A 21,080-nucleotide genomic window follows, 5' to 3' on the forward strand; every position below is an offset into this window, starting at 1 on the left:
GATTTCTCGGGGTATGAAATGTGTTTAGCGATTAGCCAAGCTGTCGGAACGTAGTGTTAATAAGCAACTCGCGTGCCACCAACAGTAACAGGGCCAGTAAGGCCAACGGAGGCAGAGCGAAGCCGGCTACGTGAACCGGTTCGATTGCCCACTCGCGATAGTCCACATACTGCTTTTCTTCGAGGCGGCTTTTCTCTAGCTTGTCGATTTCTTGGTAAATGTTTTGCAGGGACTCGGTGTCGGTCGCACGGAAGTACTTTCCGCCCGTCACTTCGGCGACCTTCGTGAGCGTCTGCTCGTCGATCTTGACTTCCATCCAACGAACTACTTTCCGCCCGGTGAAGGGATCCACTACGGGCACCGGAGCTTGTCCATTGGTTCCCACGCCAATGGTGTAGATCTTCACGCCCAATGTTGCAGCAAGCTCCGCCGCTTGGATGGGATCGACATCACCCGCGTTGTTTTCCCCATCGGTGAGCAGGATGGCGACCTTGCTCTTGATGTTTCGGGTCTCACTATTCTCCAGAGAGGTGAGTTTCTCCACGGCTAGGCCGATCGCATCGCCGATGGCAGTCCCATCTTCGGACTGTTGTGTAACGATCTCTGATTGGTTCAATTGGCCAACGAGAAACGCATGGTCAAGCGTTGGCGGCGTCACCCCGTCGGCCTGCCCGGCAAAAGTAATCAGACCCACCAGGTCGCTCGTTCGGCCATCGAGCTTGTCACCACCGTTGACAAACTGGCCTGCCACGTTTTTGATCGCTGTGAGTCGATCGACGTGTTCGCCTTCGATCTTAAAGTCCATCGCCTGCATGCTGCCGGAGCGGTCCACCAGCAATTCGATAGCGATACCTTCGGACTCGCTGATTGTCTGCTTGCGACCTTCTTGAGGTCGGGCCAGGGCGACAATCATCAACATGATTGCCGCAAGCAGCATCGCCGGTGGCAGCCAACGTAGACGCTGTTTCCAAGTCGTTGGTAGCTTGCGGAGATTCTCTGTCGAGCTAAACGCAATCGCAGTTGTACGGCTGCGGAATAGTAGCCAGCCCAACGCGGGGACAAGCAATAGCAAGAGTAAGAACCAACTGGACGCTGTATGAAACATTATGCACTCTCCTTCAATGACGTTGCAGAACTCGCTTCGACAAAATTGCGTGCTTTGGCAATCGCTGCATCGCAGTCATTCCCTTGCGGTACCAACCCGGCAAACTTCACCATGTCAGCGGTTTCCAAGAACGATCGCAACGGTCGCAGGTACGGACTCAATTGATGATTCTGCTCGACAAGTTGAAAAAACTCAGCCGAGGTCAGTCGCGGTGCGGCAACGTCGAACCGTCGTTCAATGAAGTTCCGCACGATGTCTGTTACTTGGGTGTAGAATTCCGTGGGGCTCAGCTCAGCTGCCGAATGTTGGAGCGAGAGGCGATCCAGTTCAGCCAAAGCCCAATGGCTGGCCGACAAATCCCGATCTCGTCTCAGATAATAGGTCGCGGCAAAACCAGCACCGGCTAGCACCGAAGCTGCCACGATGCTGAGTAGTACGTAGTGGTGCTCTTGAGCAGGCGGAGAAATCTCGACGATACCCTTGATGTCGCGGAACTGCGTAGGGTCGGTTTGTCCCTCTAGCAAAGAACCGATTGAAATGCGTACCGGATCTGACATTGCTAGTTTTCGTGTATTGCTCGCCTCACGCGTGTCCAGATACGAAACTCCAACGGCGGGAACCTCCTGCTCTCCTGGGCTCAGGGATTCCAAGAAGTAGGTGCGAGTCGATTTACGCCCTTGGGCGACTGGGATGTCGAGCTGATCCTCTACTTTCCTGATATCGAAACTGCCCAACTGCTCGGTTCGTGCTGGAAAGGAAACCCGCACCCCGTCGGGTACTTCGGCTATAAGCGTAAGCTGGATCGCCTCCGCAACCTGGGCTGAATTGCGATCCACTCGTGTGGTCAATTGCACGGGGCCTTGGGTAGTGTGGAACTCTGAATGAGCTGCGGTCTTGCTCGCCTCCGTCGAAGCGGCACTACTAAACTCAACGTCAATCAAGCTCAGCAGCAGTGCGATCGCAACAACAGGAGAAAGAATGCGACAGAACCATACCGAGGCGAGCATTTTCATGTTTCGGATATTCATCTTCGTGCCTCCCGTTGGTGAAAGAATTTGCGGAGAGGATCGACAAAATCTTCGCCGGTTGAAAGCTGGATGGGGTCCATCCCTAATTTCTTAAACATTTGGTCGCGGGATTCTGCCGCCAGCTTGGCCCGCTCTTGATAAAGCCGTCGGTGCAGAGGGCTCGATGTATCGAGAAAAATCGTTTCCCCCGTTTCGCCATCTTGCAACTGCACTAGGCCGACATTGGGGATTGTCAGCTCGCGCTCATCTCCCACGACGATCGGGATCACATCGTGCCGCTGTTTGGCGAGACGAAGCGTCTGCTCGTACCCGGTGTCCTGGAAATCGCTGATCAAGAAAACAACGCTGCGGCGTTTAACGGTATTGTTGAGGTGCTGCAAAGCCTTAGTGATATCTGTACCACGACCGATCGGCTCGCAGTAAAGTAGCTCACGAATCAACCGCAACACGTGCCGCGATCCTTTGCGTGCTGGGACAGCTTTCTCAATACCATCGGTGAACAACTGCAAGCCGACCTTGTCATTGTTCTTGATTGCCGAAAAAGCCAACGTCGCTGCCAGGTCGGTAACGAGCTCTCGCTTGGTTTGGTAATGGGTGCCGAGCCCTTGCGAAGCGCTCAGGTCAACTAGCAGCAAGACTGTCAGCTCACGTTCTTCTCGGAACAACTTCACAAACGGGTCGCCGTACCGAGCCGTGACGTTCCAGTCAATCGATCGCACATCGTCGCCTACTTGGTACGGACGTACCTCCTCGAACTCGATGCCGCGACCTTTGAATGCGGAGTGGTATTGCCCGCTCAGCATGTCGTCAGCCAGGTGTGAGGTGCGTATCTGTATCCGGCGTATTTTCTTCATTAACTCTTGGGGGATCATGGTTTTGTCTCATAGGATTCGTGCTGGTATAAAAACGAGGTGCCAACGTGCCCTCCCGCTACGTGGGGCGGCGGGGAGGGCACGCGACTAGATTCGTCCAGGACACACAGACGAAGCCTAGGGCACCTCGACATGGTCGAGGATCGCCTCGACCACCTCTTCTGAACTCTTTTCTTCCGCTTCCGCTTCGTAGGTCACGATGACACGGTGGCGAAGCACATCGAGTGCAATGTCTTTCACGTCCTGCGGAGTGACGTAGCCACGTCCCTTGAGGAACGCCATCGCCTTGGCGGCCAGCGTTAGGTTGATCGTCGCACGTGGCGAACCGCCATACTGAATCAGATGACCGATTTCCAAGCCGCATGACTTGGGATCTCGCGTGGCCATCACCAGATCGACGATGTAATTGCGAACCTTGTCGTCAACATAGATTTCGTCCACGAGGCCGCGAGCCCTGACGATGTCCGCCGGAGTCATCACTGGAGTGACGCTATGTTGGGCTCCTGTTCTCGACATGCGGTCAAGGATTTGAAGCTCTTCCTCACGATTGGGATAGCCAACCACGACCTTGAGCATGAAGCGGTCCATTTGCGCTTCGGGCAACGGGTACGTGCCCTCCTGCTCAACTGGGTTTTGAGTGGCCATCACTAGAAACGGATCGTCGAGTGGAAACGTCCTCGATCCGATCGTCACTTGCCGTTCCTGCATCGCTTCCAACAGGGCACTTTGCACCTTGGCTGGAGCCCGATTGATCTCGTCCGCCAAAATGAGGTTCGAGAAAATAGGACCTTTTTGAATGACGAATTTCTGTTCTTTCGGCTGATAGATCAGCGTGCCCAGCAGATCCGCGGGCAATAGGTCGGGCGTAAACTGCAATCGCTGAAACCCGGTGTCGATACCTTTTGCCAGACTCGCCACGGCTGTTGTTTTCGCCAGACCAGGAACGCCTTCGATCAACAGATGGCCGTTGCCCAACAAGCCGACGAACATTCTCTCGATCAACTGACGCTGACCGACGATGACATGGCCAACTTCGTCGAGAAGTCTTGAGAAGGGCTGACTGCGAATTTTGATTTCTTCGGTGAGTTGGTTCACACGTTGATTCACGGTTGTCTTGGTTTCGATAGTCATCTGATTTACCTCGTTCAGTTGGATTGCTTGGAGCTGGTCGACACTTGTGTCGGGTTGAGATGTCGACAAATGACAATCGCAAGCTCCGTGCCAAAGTGCACGTCGCGACGAACCTGAGACAGTTCGTACGAGGAATCGAGGAAGAATGCTCGGGTGGCTTGTTTGCCCAGCCATGCAGCAGTTCGCTGAGTCGTGGCACCTTGCCCCACTGTGGACTTTTGCCCCACGAAAGCTCTATCAACGACGGTCCATCAATCCACTATGGCGAAGTTTGAGCGCACTTCGGTTCGCTCTAGAGGGTGTTCGGCTGGTTTGAGACTGCAATACGAGCGCCAGTCCCGCTACACGTCCGTGCGACACGCAATAGAACACACGTAGCCAACTGCACTATTCGCTTGGCCTCACAACCAAAACGGGACAGGGACTTGAACGCAGCGCGCGTTCGGTCGCACTTCCCATCAGCAGATGCTCTAAACCCGAACGACCATGAGTCGCCATGACGAGCAAGAGCGTATTTCAAAGCTTCGATTTGCTAGCTGAATGTAAGTTCGCGAGCTTTGTAGTAGTGGTCGAGCGTTGCGCCACTATCGGCTGCGTTGGAATATCAAACGCACCATCGCTCACCTGCAAAGCTTCCACAGAATCATTGTGCGGCACGAGTTCTACCAGCCGCGTTTAACTTAAGTGCCTTCGAGCACCAGGCTTCCGTTGGCTGGGTTACAGTTTCCTGCAGACATTCGACAGTGCGGCCCCATGTCGGTGCTAAGAATTGGCTGGACGGCAAAAACGGCATTAACCATTTTTCAAATAACACGGGAGTTTCGCGCTATGGCATGGTCTAGAAACCGCGTTCCCAAGTGCCGCAAGCACCGAGCTAGCGGCCAAGCAATCGTTACCCTCAGCGGTAGCGATCACTACCTAGGCCCACGCGGCACGAAAGCCAGCTGTCTTGCTTCGCTCAGGGGTTCGTCAATCCAGCCGCAGCAAGCTGAAATCTACCTAGCTCCATTTGGAGGGGATCCTGAGGAGAGACAGGCTTACCAGTGGGGGGAGGGATCTTTAGATATTCACTCGCTTCGTTTTCGCCATCCATTTTCTGACGAACACGACGCCGCCAACTAGTGCCATCATCATCCACGCGCCTGGCTCGGGGACAGCAGCGACGTAATTCACTCTTAACGTTCCGGCGCTTAAGGCGAGATCAGACCAAGTACCACTGATGTCCTGATCGTCAAGAATGAAATCACCGAGTGTCGTTCCGGAATACAGACTGCCATAAGTCAGGATTGTATACTCTCCGTCAGCTAGTGAGCCCAATGCACTTGGTCTAATCGTCATGGTAGAACCAAGCCGAAGAGTACCTACAGAGACCATATCTAAGTCACCGTCGATGGCCGCCTGGAAAGTACCACCACTACTCAAGGTGCGAAATTCGCCAATGAAATCAACCTCCGAGTTGCTTCCGCTAACACTCAGAGTCCAGTCATCATAGAGTAGGGAATTTCCGGATACTGAGAGGTTTCCGCCATTTTCTATGTGGATCTCAGAGTTTGCGGTTGTGCCTCCGCTAGAAGATCCGATTGTGAGTCCCTGGCTAGAAGAAAAACTACTGCCCGATCCAACAACCGAGAGGGAGCCTGTGGCACCAGCGAAAGGGGCAATCTGGAAACCAGTTGTTCCCGTATGAGTGTAAGTGCCACCCGTACTCACGCTCAGCACCCCTGTGCTGACATTTGCGCCTATCTTGACTTTCCCAGTGCTAGTTAGAGATCCATTCGATTCGACGTTGATGGTTCCGCTGCTGCCGGAAGATTCGCCGATGGTAATGTCCATGGTGTTCTGAGCACCTTGCGGACCGTCAACAGTCGCAATTGCTGGAGAAATACCACTGCCGGAAGTTGTGCCAACTATTGCGATATCATCTGAGTCAGGAGGCGTGTCCACAACACCACCATTGTCCCAGTTGGTTCCAACATTCCAATTGCCCGACGTATCCATCCGAACATTAACAATTACTGCCTGAGCTGAATGAGCAACAAGTCCGTAGCTCATAAGCCCCAGTACAATCACACTTAGTTGCTTTTGCATGACGTTTATCATATCGCTGAAAATGCTGCGGCGAGTTGCTCATGTCTGAGCGGAAAACCGCGTAGGCAAATGAAGTATTTAGGTCTTACTGCAAATTCAATGCTTCAAAATGAAATCCTCGGCCTACCACACAAGGTGGCGGACCGAGGAGGTTTGTCTAACGTCGCTTGCGAACCGTCAGGCCCAGGCCGGCGGCCAAGGTCAGCATGACCAAGGAGGTCGGCTCGGGTATAGTCGCCGCAGCGTAGTTTAGGACCAAGGCGTTTGAACCAACACTCTGGATGGTCCAAGTACCGCTGGGGTCGACATCGTTTAGTGCCATATCGCTGGCATCGGTACCACTGGCCAAGCTACTGTATCGCATGACGGTGTAGTCACCGCTAGCCAACGCACCCAATGCCATCGGTTCGATTGTCATCGTGTGGGCATCGAGACGCAGTGAGTTGGCCAAATCGACGTTTAGGTCTCCATCCACGCCTACCTTGTAGGTGCCGCTATTGAGAGCGCGTAACTGGCCGGCGAAATCGACATCGGCACTGCTTCCGCTCACGCTCAAGGTCCAATCGTCGTAAAGTAGCGATTGTTGGTTGACCGTCACATTGAGAGTTCCGCCGTTCTTGACTTCAACCAAGCCCGTGGCGTTGGCGCCACCAGAAGAGGAACCAATTGACACGCCCTGGGTGGTGGAAATCACGGTTCCACCATCGACAGATAGCGTGCCATTGCTGCCAGCTCCATTCCCCACGACAAATCCACCAGTTCCGCTGTGGGTGAAAGTGCCACCGGAGTACACGTTAAGCGTGCCAGTGCTCGTTGGGCCTGCAGCAATTTGCGTGCGGTTGAAGTCCGTCAGACTTCCGCCTGACTGAACATTAATGGTGCCAGTGGTGCTAGTGCTCTCTCCAAGGATGATGCGGCTAGCATCCTGAGCGTCGGTGACTTCTGCGGTAGCGGGTGAAATTCCGCCACCGGAGCTCGAACCTACATTGGCGAGATCGGAAGTGCCGTTGGTCGGTACTGCGCCACCGTCCCAGTTGGCTGCAACATTCCAGTTGCCTGAGGTGCTCATTCGCAACGTTGCTGCCTGGGAAGTCCCGGCGAGCATGCCGATAATTGCGAACCCAAAACAAATGTCTCTTAAGTGCGTTCTCATAATTTCTCCCTCAAATGATTGGTGCTGGAAAAGGAAACGTGCGTCTGTCCGAGCCCTACGCCCTGTGACGGAGGAGCAATTGGCAAATCTGCTTGCGGCCGCTCAGCAATGTCAGTCTGCTACTGAGCCGATGGATCGCGGAAGTTGACTCAAGCCTTCTGAAAAGTAAGGAAAAGGAGGCACTCCCTAGGGAGCAAAACAAGCAAGATCCCGCAGATTTGTTGGACCCGCGCCTGATCACAACTAGATAGTTAACTTACCTAACTAGAGATTTTGCTGTAATCCGCAAGCTTTGTCAATCCTTTTTGGAATTGTTTTCAGCCGTGTTTCTAGGCCTTAACGCGAGATTCGATATAAGTGCTTTTGTCACTGCAGTTTGCGGAAAGCCGCTTTCATCGGCCCACGACTTACAAACAGCTGGGGGGCAGGTTTTCTACTACGCCGACCATGTCGTGTCATATTCGGGTGCGACTGTGTCGGGAGTCGATTGGTCGAGCGTCTGGTGTTGCCTCTGGCAATTTTGATAGTTAGTCGACCTGCAAGAAAACACAGCCTTGTCGCTTCTAGGTCGAGCCAAGATCCAGAGCGAGAGCTTGCTCTGGAGAAAATGTCGACGGGGACAAGTAGCCCGATGTAGCGCTCCAGATTGTTGTGTCTGCAAGTGCAGGAACTCTGTCGTGCGTAGGCACGATCGCAATGCTCGGTCCTTGGGGATTCATGCGAGAACCTTCTCTGTCCACGGAGCCTTTACCAGATGGCTGTCATCTGGGGGCCACAGAACTCAGCAGCGGTGTTATCGTTTCCCGATTGCCCTACACTATCACGGGGCAATAGCCATTCGGACCATCCTCATTCGAAATATTGAGCACTGAATGATACTCTCACCACTGGATTGGTGCATCGTCACTGGCTTCCTGTTGCTTACCTTGGCGATTGGGGTGGGAGTCTCCAAACGTGCGGGGAAGAACACCGGCGAATTCTTTCTCTCAGGTCGGTCTATGCCGTGGTGGCTGCTCGGCATGTCTATGGTAGCCACGACATTCTCGACGGACACACCTAATCTAGTAACCGATATCGTGCGGCAAAACGGAGTCGCTGGCAATTGGACTTGGTGGGCATTTCTGCTGACTGGAATGTTGACCGTGTTTGTTTACGCCAAGTTGTGGCGTCGCACGGGCATCATGACGGATATGGAATTCTATGAGATACGATATTCTGGCAAGTCGGCTGCTTTCCTGCGTGGGTTTCGAGCCATCTACCTAGGCCTGGTCTTCAATGTGATAACGATGGCCGGAATTACGCTGGCTGCAATAAAAATGGGGGAGGTGCTCTTTGGCATGCAGCCATTGCAAACCATTCTCGTTGCTTCGATTGTCACGGTCTTTTTTACAAGTTTGGGCGGTTTTCGGGGCGTTGTACTTACCGATTGCATATTGTTTTTCACTGCGATGATCGGTTCCCTAGCGGCAGCCTACTACGCTGTGAGTGAGGAGAGCGTAGGTGGTTTGTCCGGTCTCGCTTCGAACGATTCCCTTCAATCACATCTAGCAATTCTTCCCGACCCATCTAACAAGACGCTGTTAATTGAGGCAATGATTCTCCCATTGTCCGTGCAGTGGTGGGCGAGTTGGTATCCGGGTGCGGAACCGGGCGGTGGTGGATTCATCGCTCAGCGTATGCTGGCAGCGCGCAATTCCGAACATGCGATCGCGGCTACGCTCTTCTTCAACGTGGCTCATTATGCATTACGACCTTGGCCATGGATTGTCGTAGCGCTCTCATCCCTAGTTATTTTCCCATTAGATAGTCCATCCGAGAGAGACCGTGCCCAGAACGTACTCCGTACAGAACCACTTCAGTCCCAAGTAGCAAGGTGGCAATTAGACCCAGAGTCCGTTTCTCCCGCGCTCCGTCAAGAAATCGAAGACTTAAAGATCCAGGAGCAAGGCCTGACAACCCTTCGAGCTTCCTACCAAGACGTGGCATTCGACAAGTTTGGGCATGACCTAGCTTATTCTGCGATGCTCACGAAAATACCATCGGGCTGGCGAGGAATAGTCGTTGCCTCTCTAGTGGCCGCTTACATGTCCACGATATCGACGATGCTCAATTGGGGAGCGTCGTATGCGGTGCACGACTTCTACAAGCGATTCTTGAGAGCGGAGGCATCTGAAAAGGAGCAGGTTTGGGTAGGCCGCTTGTTCACCGTTATCTTAATGGTTCTCTCGGCTACGATGGCACTCGCCTTAACCAATGCGAAGCAGTTGTTTGACATCCTTATCATGTTCGGCGCCGGGACTGGGCTGATATTCTTACTGCGATGGTTCTGGTGGAGAATCAACGCTTGGACTGAAATTGCCGGCATGGTTCTCTCGGGCGTGGTCTCTTTGGCTTTTACAGTAGGGACATTCAACGGTGAGAACCTTGGTGCAAGTCTAGGGATTTGGAAGTTCCCCACGATCGTTGCACTTACAACGCTAGGATGGCTTGCCGTAACGTGGGCCACGCCAGCGACTGACATGGGAACACTTAAGAAATTTTATGCTGGGACTCGTCCTGGGGGGCCTGGTTGGGCTCCGATTCGACAAGCACTATATCAAGAAAACGATGCGGCAGTGGGAGGTGATTCAGGACTAGGTGCTGGATTGATCTGCACATTGCTGGGCATTTCCACGGTCTACTGCGCTCTGTTTGCTACTGGCTATTGGATCTTTGGTCATTTGGTCTCGGCAGCAATCTTCACTGGTATTTCTGTTCTCTCTGCAATAGGAGTAGCCAAGTTGTGGCATGCGATGAGTCGCGAAGCAGCCGAAGAAGAAAGTTAGCGTCTTTCGCACTGGTTGAATCTAGAATTTGCCGTTGGAATTCTTCTAATTCGAATGAATGAACAATGCCAAAAGGAATGAGTTTGCGGTCGCTCAATGGCGGCCTCGCTGGTGCTCTCCCCTCTGTGCTCCCCAGGGGTATGAGAATCTCGTAGCAGTTTGTGGCCGAAACGAGATTCTCGTTGTCGGAACCCGCACGGAATAGGCCGAACAGGTAGTGAAGCTTCTCGAATAGGAATAGGCGGCGCTGACCAGCCCAGCCAGTGACGGTAGTCCCGCAGTTCTCGGTGATGGACGCCTGGTGTGGCTGAAGGTGAATTGAGATTGGTCTCAACAATCTTGGAGCCGGCTGGGGAGTAGTGATCTGACCGAAACGATGGCGAAACCCTAGTTCTAGAGAGCAAGCCACCCAGGCTAGCTGTGAAGATTGTTTGCTATTTCATTGTCTCTCGCTTGCTGATGACAGCAGAACGTTTAGAATTAGTTAATATTCTGAATTAAAGGCTCCGGACCTTTAGGTGACCCTCTGGATATTAGTTCCGATGGTGCCGGATCGCCCCGCCGTATTAGCCTAGCCTCCACTGTGAGTTTCCGATGATCTTCCCCGTCAGCAGCGTGAACCAACTTGAGCAACATGTCAGCCAACCTAGTGACGAAACGGTTGAGGCGCTGCGTTCGCTGCCCGGAGATTTGATGGTGCTAGGGGCGGGTGGGAAGATGGGTCCTACGCTTACAAGAATGGCCAGAGAGGTATGGTCCCGCCTGGGAAAGAACCGGCGCGTCTTTGCCGTGAGCCGATTTGGGGACCAACAAGCCAGGCAAACCCTGGAAGCGCTGGGGGTTGATATCTTGGCCGGTGACCTACTGGACGAGACTTTTGTGCGATCATTGCCTGAGTGTGAGAATATCATGTTCATGGCCGGGATGAAGTTTGGCACACAAGGCCAGCAGCCGACCACATGGGCGACCAATGTTTATCTGCCCGGGTTGGTTTGTGAAAAGTTTGCCAAGAGCCGAATTGCCGCCTTTTCGACCGGTAACATTTATGGGTTGGTTCCAGTCGAGGGAAATCAAGGCTCGCGCGAAGCCGACGCTCCGAACCCCTCGGGCGAGTACGCGATGAGTTGCCTGGGGCGAGAGCGCATGTTTCAGTACTTCAGCAGCAAGAATCAAACGCCCGTTTCGATCCTGCGACTCAACTACGCCAGCGAACTCCGCTATGGCGTGCTTGTAGATCTCGCCATGCAGGTGCAAGCGGAAACTCCTATTTCGCTGGCAATGGGGCACTGCAATGTCATCTGGCAAGGCGATGCCTGCGAGATGGCGCTGCGCAGCTTGCTGCACACGGAGAGTCCGGCCAGAATTTTCAACATGACCGGTCCCGAGGTGGTTTCTTGCCGAGACGTTTGCGAGCGGTTTGGCAAACTGCTGGACAAGCCCGTTCAATTCACTGAAACCGAGTCGGAAACGGCCCTGCTCAATAATTCGCATGACGCTTATGAATTGCTTGGGCGACCGCAGGTTTCCCTCGACGCGATGATTAAAGGCGTTGCGCATTGGATCGATCAGGTGGGCGACACCTGGAACAAACCAACCCATTTTGAGGTTCGCGATGGCAAATTCTGATCTTTCCAACCCATCTCAAGAGTCGCAGTCGGGACCGACGCAGCAGCAATTCCGCCAGCAGCTTCAGCGAGGCATGGCGATTCCCGCGCATCCACTAGCCCTCACGGCGGAACGAAAGTTGGATGAGCGGCGGCAGCGAGGGTTAAGCCGTTATTACATCGACAGTGGTGCCGGGGGGTTGGCAGTCGGGGTGCATACCACGCAGTTTCAAATCCACGATCCGAAGTGCGGTTTGCTAGAACCTGTCTTGGCATTGGCCGCTGAGGAGATCAGCCGCGCGAACCTCTCGCGCGAAACCCCTCTGGTGCCCATCGCTGGGATTTGCGGACCGACAGAGCAAGCCGTTCAGGAAGCTAGCCTTGCGCGGGACCTAGGGTACCGTTTTGGTTTGGTTTCCCTTGCCGCACTCAAGGGGCAAACACACGAGCAACTGATCGACCATTGCCGTGCTGTTTCAGAGGTGATCGACGTGTTCGGCTTTTACCTACAACCGAGCGTCGGCGGGATGGACCTGCCGTTTAGTTTCTGGCGAGATTTTTGCGATATCCCGAATGTCGCGGCCATCAAGATTGCTGCGTTCAATCGTTACAGTACGTCCGAGGTGATTCGCGCGGTCACGGAGAGTGGTCGCGAAGACATCGCTCTGTACACCGGCAATGACGACAACATAGTTTGCGATTTGCTCACGGAGTATCAATTTCTAGCCGACGGGAAGAACGTCTCACGCCGCTTTTGCGGAGGTCTTCTCGGCCAGTGGGCCGTTTGGACTTCGCTGGCGGTTCGCCTGCAAGCCGAGTGCCAGCAGGTCATTGATGCCCGCGAAGGTGTACCTCACGAACTGCTGGCTACCGCGACAGCATTGACCGATGCCAACGCCGCCATCTTCGATGTGGCCCATGATTTTCATGGCTGCGTACCCGGCATACACGAAGTGCTGCGCCGGCAAGGATTGCTGGAAGGTATCTGGTGCTTGGACGAGAACGAAACACTGAGCCCAGGCCAGGCGAAGCAGCTTGATCGCGTGATGCAAAGCTATCCGGAGCTCTCTGACGATGCGTTTGTTGCCGAGAACCTAGACCGTTGGCTCAGCGTTTGAGTTTGTAGAGTAGAGCCGAGCCGAGCGAGGCACTACGCAACACAATTCCGAAACCGCCTAACTCAAGTCAATCATATCCGCCACGCGCATCGTTTCGCCTGTCTCGATGGATCGGACAGCGGCGATACCCAGGATGGAAGACATGATTCCCGCACGGCTATCGGCACGCTGGCCGAGTGGGTCGGGTGTATCTGGATAGAGGACAGACCTCTTGATTGCGGGGTCGGCGCCACCGTGGCCGCCTTCGCCTTGCTCGGGGGTGAGCAGCTGCATGGCGTAAGGGTCGTTGGTGATGAGCCGTAGTTCAGTGTCCATCTCAGGATTCCAAGGCTGGCGATGATAACTGCGCAGCTCAATTCGCCCTCGACTGCCATTGAAGGCGATAATCTGTCCTTCAATCGGCGAAGTGACATTCAGTGAGTAATTGAACATCACACCATTGTCGTAGCGACACTGGACAGCCATCGTGTCGTAAATGTCGATATCTTCGCGATACAGACAAGCATCTCGCAGGTAGCCATCCGCTTGCTCGCACTGGACGTACAGCTGCATAGCACGCTTGTCCTTCGTAATATCCCAATAGAGCTCGCACTCACTCTTGTGATTGCACCCACGACAGTGAGTACTTCGGAATGGGCCATTTCTTCCGTACTTTCTAAGGTCGCCGAGTGCTGTGATTTCCACTGGCTCTGCATCGAGCCACCAGTTGACTTGGTCGAAAATGTGACTCCCCTTTTGCACCAGCAGCGTCCCCGAGTTGGCCTTGTAAGCATGCCAACGGCGGAAGTAGGAGGCCCCATGATCGAGGTCGAGCATTTCACTGCAATCGACCGAATAGATATCTCCGATCGCGCCAGCTGCGATCAGCTCCTTGATTCTGATCGTTCTAGGGGAATAACGGGCGTTAAAGGTAACAATCACCTTCTTGCCGGTCTGCTTCTCCGCGTCGTGGATCGCTTGGCAATCCTTAGCCGTGGTCGCAAGCGGTTTTTCGCAGATTACATCACAACCCAGTTGCATCGCAGCAATCGCATACTGCGCGTGCGTAGCGTCGGGCGAAGTGACGATTACGACATCCGGTTTCGTCGCCCGGATCATCGTCTCGAAATCAGTAAAGACTGCCGGAGGATCTTTGTACAAAGATTGTGCATACTCCACCCGCAGTGGGTTGATATCGCAAAGGCCAACCGTATCGACCCGATCAGGGAATTCTTGCTCGAGGGATTCCCCCCACATGTAGGTGCCTCGGCTACCCGTACCGACCAACGCGACGCGCAGTTTTTGTGAGGGAGTTGCCTCCAACGCAAGGACTTGGGGGGCGATTGCCGCGAGCGTGGCACCGACGGTCAACTTCGCCGTTGCCCCGGGTAGTGAGCTTTGGAGGAACTCGCGCCGCGACTCTTTCGTGCTGGAGGTAGGCATCGCTACTCTACGGGAGGGTTTCGGAAAGTGTGAATTTAGGTTCTGAGCCTGGACCAAGTTCATCTAGTTCTCACCGCGTAGTCGGGGGCCATAATGGGGTAGGTCACGCCCTGCTTCGTAGGCTCCGATATCTGGGGCGTCCCCTAAATAATCATCGTTGATGTTAGGGAGACGCACTCCTGCGTCTACTACCGCGGAAGCTGCCCGGGGGCGTAAGTCGGGCGCTGGCCGGCCGGGGAGCGGCGGGTAGGGAAACTCGACCTTGTTGAACACGCTCATGTCAATCTGGATACCGTGGGGTTCCACTTCTGCGAATGGTTTCCCGTCGATCTTTGCCCAGAACGGTTCTTTGTAGACGCCTACGGCGTCGTAGTCGAAGCTACTGCGCTCGCCGGGGGAGCGGATATCGGCAGCCGCCGGGGCACCTCCGCCGTAACCGCCCCATTGGTTGTCGCCGACAGGCCCACCGATACACAGGTTGTTGCGGAAGTAAGCGTGCTCCATCGGGGAGTTCCCGCCGAGTCCCGTTCCCAGTTTGATGACGGTGTTGTGGATGACTACATCGCCGACGCTGTCACGTTTCAGTTTGAAGGCCGCATGGGTGATGTTGTAAGCCACATTGCGAATGAAGTAGTTTGGCCCCCCTAGCCCAGGCTGGGAGCTGAGCGCCACGAAGCAGTTGGTCATGCGGTTTCGCATGATACGGCAATTGTGATGGCAGAAGTCGGCTTCGATGCCGTCGTCGGCTCCGGTGTAGATGTCGTTGTTGTAGATGTCGATGCAAGACTGGTCGGCGATGCGGCCTTCCATCGTCGAAATGCAATCGCGATAGCCGGTCACTCGGTTGTAGCAAATTACATTGCCGGGACCGGTGAGTTGGATTCCCTCGCCGATATTGTCACCGTGAGCCCCCATGGATTCAGCGGTCCAGGGAGTGGTGCCCTCAACGATGTTGTCCGCGATGTAGCAGGACGTCGCTCCTGGCGGCACTGGAGCGCAGATTGCATACATGGCGTTCACCTTGCAGTGCTGCACGACGCAATCGACCGCACCAACGAGATTGACTCCCTTACCGTGTTTGTCTTCGTTCTTAATCGTTAGCCCGTCTAAGTGAACGTGTTTGCGATTGACCAGTAAGATCGTCTTGAAGACCGCGTCGCCCTTCTCTGAACGATAGACAATCGGCTTACCCGGTTCGCCATCTCTGGGAGCATGAAACTCGCCATAGTTGCCTGCGGCCAACAGGAGAATTTCACCCGGCTTGGCGGTGCCGATGGTCTCGGGCGTGACTTTGCGTTGCAGCGCGTTGGGGGCGGGGCCTGGCACGGGACGCGTGCGAGCGGTGACCACTTTTTCCGCCGTGCCACCATCAGGGTCATTTAGTGTTAGCTTGATTTCATATTGGGTGTCGGGCTCCAAATGGAATAGGCTGCCAGAGTGCTTGTTTTTCCAGGCGTGGGGCACTTTTTCATGTTCGAAGTAACGCTTTTTCGCAGCCACTCGACTGAGCGGCATTGCTTCACGCCAAGTGGTTTCTCCGACGGCCCGATATTGGGTGGTGACAACGCCGTTGAGGTTGTCGTCGCCGTCGATTTCCCATTCCACTGCCAATTGGTGCAGTGTCGGGTAGGGGGTAGTCACTTCGCCGGGGGTGGTAGCGTTTCTTGGTGAGGATCCCTGCCCCCAAGCACTAGGACAGGAAAGGGATAGCACGAGCAGGCTGCCCATCAGGAGACGAAATCGCGATGCGCTACTTGGCGGTTGATTCATTGCATGCTTCTCATATTAAGTGTTCAAAAAAAGTTATAGCCTGACCCGTACGCCGTTACGAGCGAGCAGACCTGTCAGTGCGGCTACGGTAGCCACCATCAGTGTTGAACGTAGGACGCCCATCGCAGGGCTGATTTCGCCCAACCGCTGGTAACCCTCGAATCTCACGACTTCCATGACATGAATGAGAATCGGTTGCAGGAAATATGCAAGCAGGGGATTGGCCCCCACGGGTTGAAGCCAACGTGCTGGAGCGACCCAGCCTGCGAGGTCGATAGATGCGTAGAGCAACATCCAGGTAGCGGTGGTAAAGGCCATCGACCAAAGTACCCAGCTCGGAGTCGAGCGAATCTTGTTGATCCCAAATGTGCCGTCCAGCGCAAGAGCAGCCATCGCAGCGAAGAAACAAAGACTAGCTGCCCAACGCAAGCGAGGCAGCCCGGGCGGTAGTCCGACTGGGGAGGTCGCCGTTTCGGTTGGCATTGTGGTGCTCAGCATCGTCGTCCCCAACGCGGCCCCAGCCATTGTCAAGGCATAGAGGCTACCATGCCAAACCACAAACGCGTGTATTTGTGCCGAAAGCCATTGGGCGCTCTCGACCAGCGGGCTGATAGGTTCCAGCCAAGGTTTATCCGCTACCTTGGAGAAAAGCCCAACTTGATCGCCGTAGTAGCTTGCCATGCAAACCGCCGCACCCGCCAGTAGCCACTCGCGTCTAGGTCCAAAGCATTGGTAAATCAAACAACTAAAGAAATAGGCCCAGCCAATTTGCCCAAGGATACCCCACCAGCGATGCTGCAATCCTTGTCCCGTAGCGTCGCGGTAGCAAAGGGCGAGCACGACTAGCGCAAGGGCTCCACAGATTTTCACCGCCCAATAAATGCGTTTCTTTTTTTGGCCCGCGTCGTCATCATCCACCCTCGGAACCGAAACCCAAGTTGCTACAAATGCCAGCAGAAAAAGTAGCGACCAGAGACTCTCCGGCCAACCCGTTGCTTCGTGGGTCATGTTCACCATGAACAGTCCCATGACGAGCAGTGAAACGGTACGGATGGCGATATGTAGCCACTGCTGGCCAAAGGAGATACCGCGTTGGGCGCTCGCTTGGAACGCTAAAGGTATCGATACTCCGACAATGAACAGGAACGCCGGATAGACCCAATCCGCGAGCGTCATCGCGTCTTGAGATTTCTCTGCATGCAAGAACGCGTCTGGAACTCCCGGGGCAGTCCACACATCGTTGACGAAAACCATCAACAAGATGATCAAAGCCCGTAACACATCGACCGACAGAATGCGCTCGGGCGTGGTAGCTATTGGCTGATTATCTACTCGGGGAGAAGACGACACATCGAGCCTGGTGGTGGTCAGAAGAGATTGGCCCGCAATGTGGGGATGGGTGGGAGAGCTACTTCTTTCGACGCTTTTCAGCCGAGTCGAGCACGATGTCGAAAGTGCCGCTCTCCGTAGGCACGGTAACAACTAGGCCGGACTTTTTTGCACTGGCGTACTTAACGTGAGCTACTCTTGGGGCCGGATTTTCAGGGTCCCCCGTATATTCCATGATGGAAACACGATAGGTGCCCGCAGGTGCTCCTTCACCTTTACCCGCGATACTCACCGTATAGTTGCCCTCCTCGTCAGTATTCGCGCGACAAGTATGCTCATCAGAGCGAAACTGTAGGCTCGCGGCTACGACCGGCTCACCTGCTTCGGTCGTTACGCGACCGGTGAGGGGATGCTTGTCGCTATTGCTACACCCAACGAAAGTCGTCAAGCCTAGGGCAAAGCATAGGGCCATACGTCGCAATAGCTCGGGCGAACCTAGGGAAGGCAACTCAGTCAGGTTCAACTGCATATTCAACCTCTCCTCCGTCACGAGATGCTTTTGCTGCCAGAATCAGCGGGTCGGTATCCAGACTCATCGTGTTGACACTCGCATCAGCTGCGGCAAAAAGGACAATACCTGGGTGGATACTGCCGAAACTTGAGTCGGTGTAACCAAGGCCTGCTCGTAAACCGTAGAAATTCTGAGCTTGAAAGTCTGGTTCGGCCATGGGGTAGTTATATCCAACAAAGGCACCATAGCGATAATCGGTGCTGTATGCATGAGATCGCTCCGCCATGATCTTAGCAACTTCGCCACAGAGAAAGGTGTTGGAGAGCCCATCGGTGATTTGCCGGAAGGACGTTTGGGACGACCATCGGCCGTTAACTTCATACCATTTCACGCCCTGATTGTTACAGTTGGCATCATAAGGACCGTCGCCAGGCCAAGTCGCTTGATTGAAAGCCCCGTTGCGTTCATCTGGGCAGGGACGCGGGTAAGCTTGCAACGAACCGTTCTCAAGAATCGCAGTTCCTTGGCAGGCTGTGTAGTCCGAAGCGGCCCCTTCAAACTCTTGCCCGTCGTCAGGTGTCGCGCCGGACTCAGCCGACGTGCTATCTGCCGCACGTTTCACAAGCGGCGAATCTCGCTGGCGTGAAGGACACAGGTAGATCTCAACGACGTGGGTGCGACACTCGTAGGACTGTTGATAGAAACCAGGGAGCGTATCATCCCACAGGTCGGCAGCAGACCCCTGCTCTAGGTAGGGCAGGATCAACTGCAACCAGGTTGGGCCGTAGCTAATGACTCGATCGGGTGGCAATTCCTGGTGGCTATCGTGGTAATTGTGTACCGAAAGGGCTATGTTTTTTAAGTTGTTCGTACACTGGGTACGTCTAGCGGCTTCACGAGCGGCCTGAACGGCCGGCAAGAGAAGCCCGACAAGGACACCGATGATCGCAATCACGACCAGTAATTCGACGAGCGTAAAACCCACTCGGCGGATTCGCAATTGGTCATCTGTATTGTGCAAATTCTTATTCATGCTGTTCCCTCATGATCTTTCTCGGCTTGGATATGGAGCTTAGCAATGCAGGATAGTGGCCGAAAAAACAATTCTCTTAGCAGGATAGTTCTAGCTTACCCAATCGCTTGCAATTGCTCATGAGCCTGTTTACACCGCCTCTGAGAGATAATAAACTAACTTAACTAATTCGTCAACTAAAAATCACTCGCACGAGATAACGTTTTCTAATGATTTGTGCGTCTTAGTCTTCCCGTCCACAATAGTTGCTTGGCAACTAGTCTATTACAGCGAAAACAAGCACCCATGCACTGGCTCGATTGGTCAGTGATCGCCCTTTATATGGGGATGGTCACTCTCATCGGTTTCCTGTTTGTCCGCAAGGCTAATGCTAGTGTTGCGGACTACTTTGTCGCGGGCCGCAGCTTACCCTGGTGGCTGGCGGGAACCTCGTTAGTCGCAACCTCATTTGCAGCAGATACCCCGTTGTTCGTGGCTGGCCTATTGGCCACCAAGGGCATCGCCGGGAACTGGATTTGGTGGAATCAAGCCATTGCATGGGCGTTGGCGATCGTCTTCTTTGCGCGCCTCTGGCGCCGCTCTGGGGTGACCACGGACGCGGAGTTTATCGAGCTACGGTATGGCGGCAAGTCGGGCGCTTTTCTGCGGGGCTTCCGTGCTCTCTTCATGTCCGCCATTGTCAGCACTTGCACTCTGGCTTGGGTGATGTTGGCAATGCAGAAAATCGTGCAGGCGACACTTGCCCGGCCCGAGTGGGTAGAGAGTTTGCAACTTAGTATCGAACAGTCATTCGATCTTGCCCCAGGGGCCATTGATCTCTGGAAATGGACGGTCCTGGTCAGTCTCTTCCTGATAGCCACTTTCTACACGGTGCTTGCCGGTTTCTGGGGAATTGTGGTGACCGATCTCGTTCAGTTTGTCATCGCCATCGTAGGCGCCATTGTTTTCGCATTTTACGCACTCGACTCCGTAGGCGGCATGACCGGATTGCAAGCTGGGCTTCTCGAGGAGTATGGACCCCAGCGGGTGTCCGATATGCTGCGTTTTTTCCCGGAGTTCGTCTCCCTACGCGCGGGTTTGAGCTTCGTGGTGGTTTACTTTTCGATGCTCTGGTGGACCGACTGCAATGGCTACGCAGCCCAAAGGATGTTTAGCACCCGCGACGAGCGGCAATCTACGCTGGCTTCACTATGGTTTAGTATCGCGCACTTCGCACTCCGACCTTGGCCGTGGATTGTCGTTGGGTTGGTGGCGCTCGTGCAGTATCCGGGGCTCGAAGATCCCGAGACCGGTTACCCCAAGCTGCTGATGGAGATCATGCCACCGGGTCTAAAAGGAATGCTCGTGGCGTCGCTACTGGCGGCTTTCATGTCTACCGTCGATACGCACCTGAACTGGAACGCATCCTACTTCGTGACCGACATCTACAAGCGATTCCTAGTGCCAGATGCGGACGAGGCAAAGTGCTTGCAGGTCTCTCGAATGTCTGTCTTGGTCTATGCGGTAATGGCGATTGTGGTGGCTTACTTCATGACGAGCATCGAGTCGGGTGTGCTTATATTCTTCAATCTCACCTCTTCGATTGGCTTGGTGTTGATCCTGCGATGGTTCTGGTGGCGGGTGAATGCTTGGTCTGAGATTTCAGCGATGATCGCTTCGGTCGTGTTCACGACGATGCTTCCGATTATCAGTGATCGCTATGATTTGGGCTGGAGCTTTGAGACCCGGATCTTGCTAACGGTTGCGTTGGTCACACCGACCTGGCTCGTTGTTACACTGCTCACCGCACCGGTAGAAGCGAAGCATTTGGACAAATTCTATCGCGGTGTACAGCCGCCCGATCTTTGGTGGGGGCCGGTCGCCGCGCGTTGCCCCGAAGTCCTCAGCCAAGGTGGGCTAGTTCGTCCGGCGATGAGCTGGGTTTCTTGCGCGGTCATGCTGTATGCACTTCTCTTCACGATCGGGAATTCAGTACTACTACAATGGTCAGAGGCAGCGGTTAGTGCCGCAGTCGTTTGCATCGCCAGCCTGACGATGTGGAAGACCTATCCACGAAGTTGAGCCCATTTGGTTGAGAGCTCGTCGTCTCTG

Annotated in this window: 16 protein-coding genes; 4 read left to right on the top strand and 12 right to left on the bottom strand. The window is 54.4% G+C overall.

Translation table 11 applies throughout. The features are described 5' to 3' along the window. Nucleotides 1-31: 31 nt before the first annotated feature. The 7 genes from HG15A2_RS00750 to HG15A2_RS00780 form a co-directional block, all read right to left on the bottom strand. Nucleotides 32-1,105, bottom strand: coding sequence for a vWA domain-containing protein (locus HG15A2_RS00750; RefSeq protein ID WP_145056866.1), 1,074 nt, complete (start codon nt 1,103-1,105; stop codon nt 32-34). Next, complete coding sequence (locus HG15A2_RS00755; RefSeq protein ID WP_145056868.1) at nt 1,105-2,133, bottom strand: hypothetical protein; 1,029 nt, start codon at nt 2,131-2,133, stop codon at nt 1,105-1,107. The genes HG15A2_RS00750 and HG15A2_RS00755 overlap by 1 nt, the downstream gene beginning before the upstream one ends. Continuing rightward, the gene (locus HG15A2_RS00760; protein ID WP_145056870.1) at nt 2,130-3,005 is read right to left on the bottom strand and encodes a DUF58 domain-containing protein; all 876 of its coding nucleotides are present in this window, start codon (nt 3,003-3,005) and stop codon (nt 2,130-2,132) included. The genes HG15A2_RS00755 and HG15A2_RS00760 overlap by 4 nt, the downstream gene beginning before the upstream one ends. Nucleotides 3,006-3,122: 117 nt before the next feature. Beyond that, entirely contained in the window at nt 3,123-4,136 is a 1,014-nt protein-coding gene (locus HG15A2_RS00765; RefSeq protein WP_145056872.1) for an AAA family ATPase, read from the bottom strand. A gap of 387 nt (nt 4,137-4,523) precedes the next feature. After that, nucleotides 4,524-4,634: a universal stress protein gene (locus HG15A2_RS24730; RefSeq protein ID WP_145056874.1), complete on the bottom strand. Its 111-nt coding sequence runs from the start codon at nt 4,632-4,634 to the stop codon at nt 4,524-4,526. Between the two features lie 561 nt (nt 4,635-5,195). Then, on the bottom strand, nt 5,196-6,224 hold the full coding sequence (locus HG15A2_RS00775; protein ID WP_218932225.1) for a PEP-CTERM sorting domain-containing protein: 1,029 nt from the start codon (nt 6,222-6,224) through the stop codon (nt 5,196-5,198). A 157-nt stretch (nt 6,225-6,381) separates the two neighbouring features. Further along, complete coding sequence (locus HG15A2_RS00780) at nt 6,382-7,377, bottom strand: PEP-CTERM sorting domain-containing protein (protein ID WP_145056878.1); 996 nt, start codon at nt 7,375-7,377, stop codon at nt 6,382-6,384. An 872-nt stretch (nt 7,378-8,249) separates the two neighbouring features. Here HG15A2_RS00780 and HG15A2_RS00785 point away from each other — a divergent pair. The 3 genes from HG15A2_RS00785 (at nt 8,250) to HG15A2_RS00795 (ending at nt 12,924) form a co-directional block, all read left to right on the top strand. Beyond that, on the top strand, nt 8,250-10,202 hold the full coding sequence (locus HG15A2_RS00785; protein WP_145056880.1) for a sodium:solute symporter family protein: 1,953 nt from the start codon (nt 8,250-8,252) through the stop codon (nt 10,200-10,202). Nucleotides 10,203-10,796: 594 nt separating this feature from the next. Next, on the top strand, nt 10,797-11,828 hold the full coding sequence (locus HG15A2_RS00790; protein WP_145056882.1) for an NAD-dependent epimerase/dehydratase family protein: 1,032 nt from the start codon (nt 10,797-10,799) through the stop codon (nt 11,826-11,828). Continuing rightward, nucleotides 11,815-12,924 carry a dihydrodipicolinate synthase family protein gene (locus HG15A2_RS00795; protein WP_246117845.1) on the top strand — a complete coding sequence of 370 codons (1,110 nt, stop codon included), beginning with the start codon at nt 11,815-11,817 and terminating at the stop codon, nt 12,922-12,924. The genes HG15A2_RS00790 and HG15A2_RS00795 overlap by 14 nt, the downstream gene beginning before the upstream one ends. 57 nt (nt 12,925-12,981) lie before the next feature. Here HG15A2_RS00795 and HG15A2_RS00800 read toward each other — a convergent pair whose 3' ends face one another. From HG15A2_RS00800 to HG15A2_RS00820, 5 genes are all read right to left on the bottom strand, one after another. After that, entirely contained in the window at nt 12,982-14,346 is a 1,365-nt protein-coding gene (locus HG15A2_RS00800) for a Gfo/Idh/MocA family oxidoreductase (RefSeq protein WP_218932226.1), read from the bottom strand. Between the two features lie 63 nt (nt 14,347-14,409). After that, nucleotides 14,410-16,116: a right-handed parallel beta-helix repeat-containing protein gene (locus HG15A2_RS00805; RefSeq protein ID WP_145056885.1), complete on the bottom strand. Its 1,707-nt coding sequence runs from the start codon at nt 16,114-16,116 to the stop codon at nt 14,410-14,412. 33 nt (nt 16,117-16,149) lie between these two features. Further along, complete coding sequence (locus HG15A2_RS00810) at nt 16,150-17,466, bottom strand: DUF5009 domain-containing protein (protein ID WP_145056887.1); 1,317 nt, start codon at nt 17,464-17,466, stop codon at nt 16,150-16,152. A 58-nt stretch (nt 17,467-17,524) separates the two neighbouring features. Continuing rightward, complete coding sequence (locus tag HG15A2_RS00815; RefSeq protein WP_145056890.1) at nt 17,525-17,974, bottom strand: carboxypeptidase-like regulatory domain-containing protein; 450 nt, start codon at nt 17,972-17,974, stop codon at nt 17,525-17,527. Then, nucleotides 17,955-18,989, bottom strand: a complete 1,035-nt coding sequence (locus HG15A2_RS00820) for a DUF1559 family PulG-like putative transporter (RefSeq protein WP_145056892.1) — start codon at nt 18,987-18,989, stop codon at nt 17,955-17,957. Before HG15A2_RS00820 ends, HG15A2_RS00815 begins: the two co-directional genes overlap by 20 nt. A 285-nt stretch (nt 18,990-19,274) precedes the next feature. Here HG15A2_RS00820 and HG15A2_RS00825 point away from each other — a divergent pair, with 285 nt between their 5' ends. Then, nucleotides 19,275-21,050: a sodium:solute symporter family protein gene (locus HG15A2_RS00825; RefSeq protein ID WP_145056894.1), complete on the top strand. Its 1,776-nt coding sequence runs from the start codon at nt 19,275-19,277 to the stop codon at nt 21,048-21,050. Nucleotides 21,051-21,080: the final 30 nt, after the last annotated feature.

It is taken from the genome of Adhaeretor mobilis, from assembly GCF_007741515.1.
Taxonomy (GTDB): Bacteria; Planctomycetota; Planctomycetia; order Pirellulales; family Lacipirellulaceae; genus Adhaeretor; species Adhaeretor mobilis.

Coding starts and splice junctions, on each gene's coding strand:
- HG15A2_RS00750 (WP_145056866.1), bottom strand. CDS start 1,105: ATGTTTCATACAGCGTCCAGTTGGTTCTTACTCTTGCTATTGCTTGTC.
- HG15A2_RS00755 (WP_145056868.1), bottom strand. CDS start 2,133: ATGAATATCCGAAACATGAAAATGCTCGCCTCGGTATGGTTCTGTCGC.
- HG15A2_RS00760 (WP_145056870.1), bottom strand. CDS start 3,005: ATGATCCCCCAAGAGTTAATGAAGAAAATACGCCGGATACAGATACGC.
- HG15A2_RS00765 (WP_145056872.1), bottom strand. CDS start 4,136: ATGACTATCGAAACCAAGACAACCGTGAATCAACGTGTGAACCAACTC.
- HG15A2_RS24730 (WP_145056874.1), bottom strand. CDS start 4,634: ATGGCGACTCATGGTCGTTCGGGTTTAGAGCATCTGCTGATGGGAAGT.
- HG15A2_RS00775 (WP_218932225.1), bottom strand. CDS start 6,224: ATGCAAAAGCAACTAAGTGTGATTGTACTGGGGCTTATGAGCTACGGA.
- HG15A2_RS00780 (WP_145056878.1), bottom strand. CDS start 7,377: ATGAGAACGCACTTAAGAGACATTTGTTTTGGGTTCGCAATTATCGGC.
- HG15A2_RS00785 (WP_145056880.1), top strand. CDS start 8,250: ATGATACTCTCACCACTGGATTGGTGCATCGTCACTGGCTTCCTGTTG.
- HG15A2_RS00790 (WP_145056882.1), top strand. CDS start 10,797: ATGATCTTCCCCGTCAGCAGCGTGAACCAACTTGAGCAACATGTCAGC.
- HG15A2_RS00795 (WP_246117845.1), top strand. CDS start 11,815: ATGGCAAATTCTGATCTTTCCAACCCATCTCAAGAGTCGCAGTCGGGA.
- HG15A2_RS00800 (WP_218932226.1), bottom strand. CDS start 14,346: ATGCCTACCTCCAGCACGAAAGAGTCGCGGCGCGAGTTCCTCCAAAGC.
- HG15A2_RS00805 (WP_145056885.1), bottom strand. CDS start 16,116: ATGAATCAACCGCCAAGTAGCGCATCGCGATTTCGTCTCCTGATGGGC.
- HG15A2_RS00815 (WP_145056890.1), bottom strand. CDS start 17,974: ATGCAGTTGAACCTGACTGAGTTGCCTTCCCTAGGTTCGCCCGAGCTA.
- HG15A2_RS00820 (WP_145056892.1), bottom strand. CDS start 18,989: ATGAATAAGAATTTGCACAATACAGATGACCAATTGCGAATCCGCCGA.
- HG15A2_RS00825 (WP_145056894.1), top strand. CDS start 19,275: ATGCACTGGCTCGATTGGTCAGTGATCGCCCTTTATATGGGGATGGTC.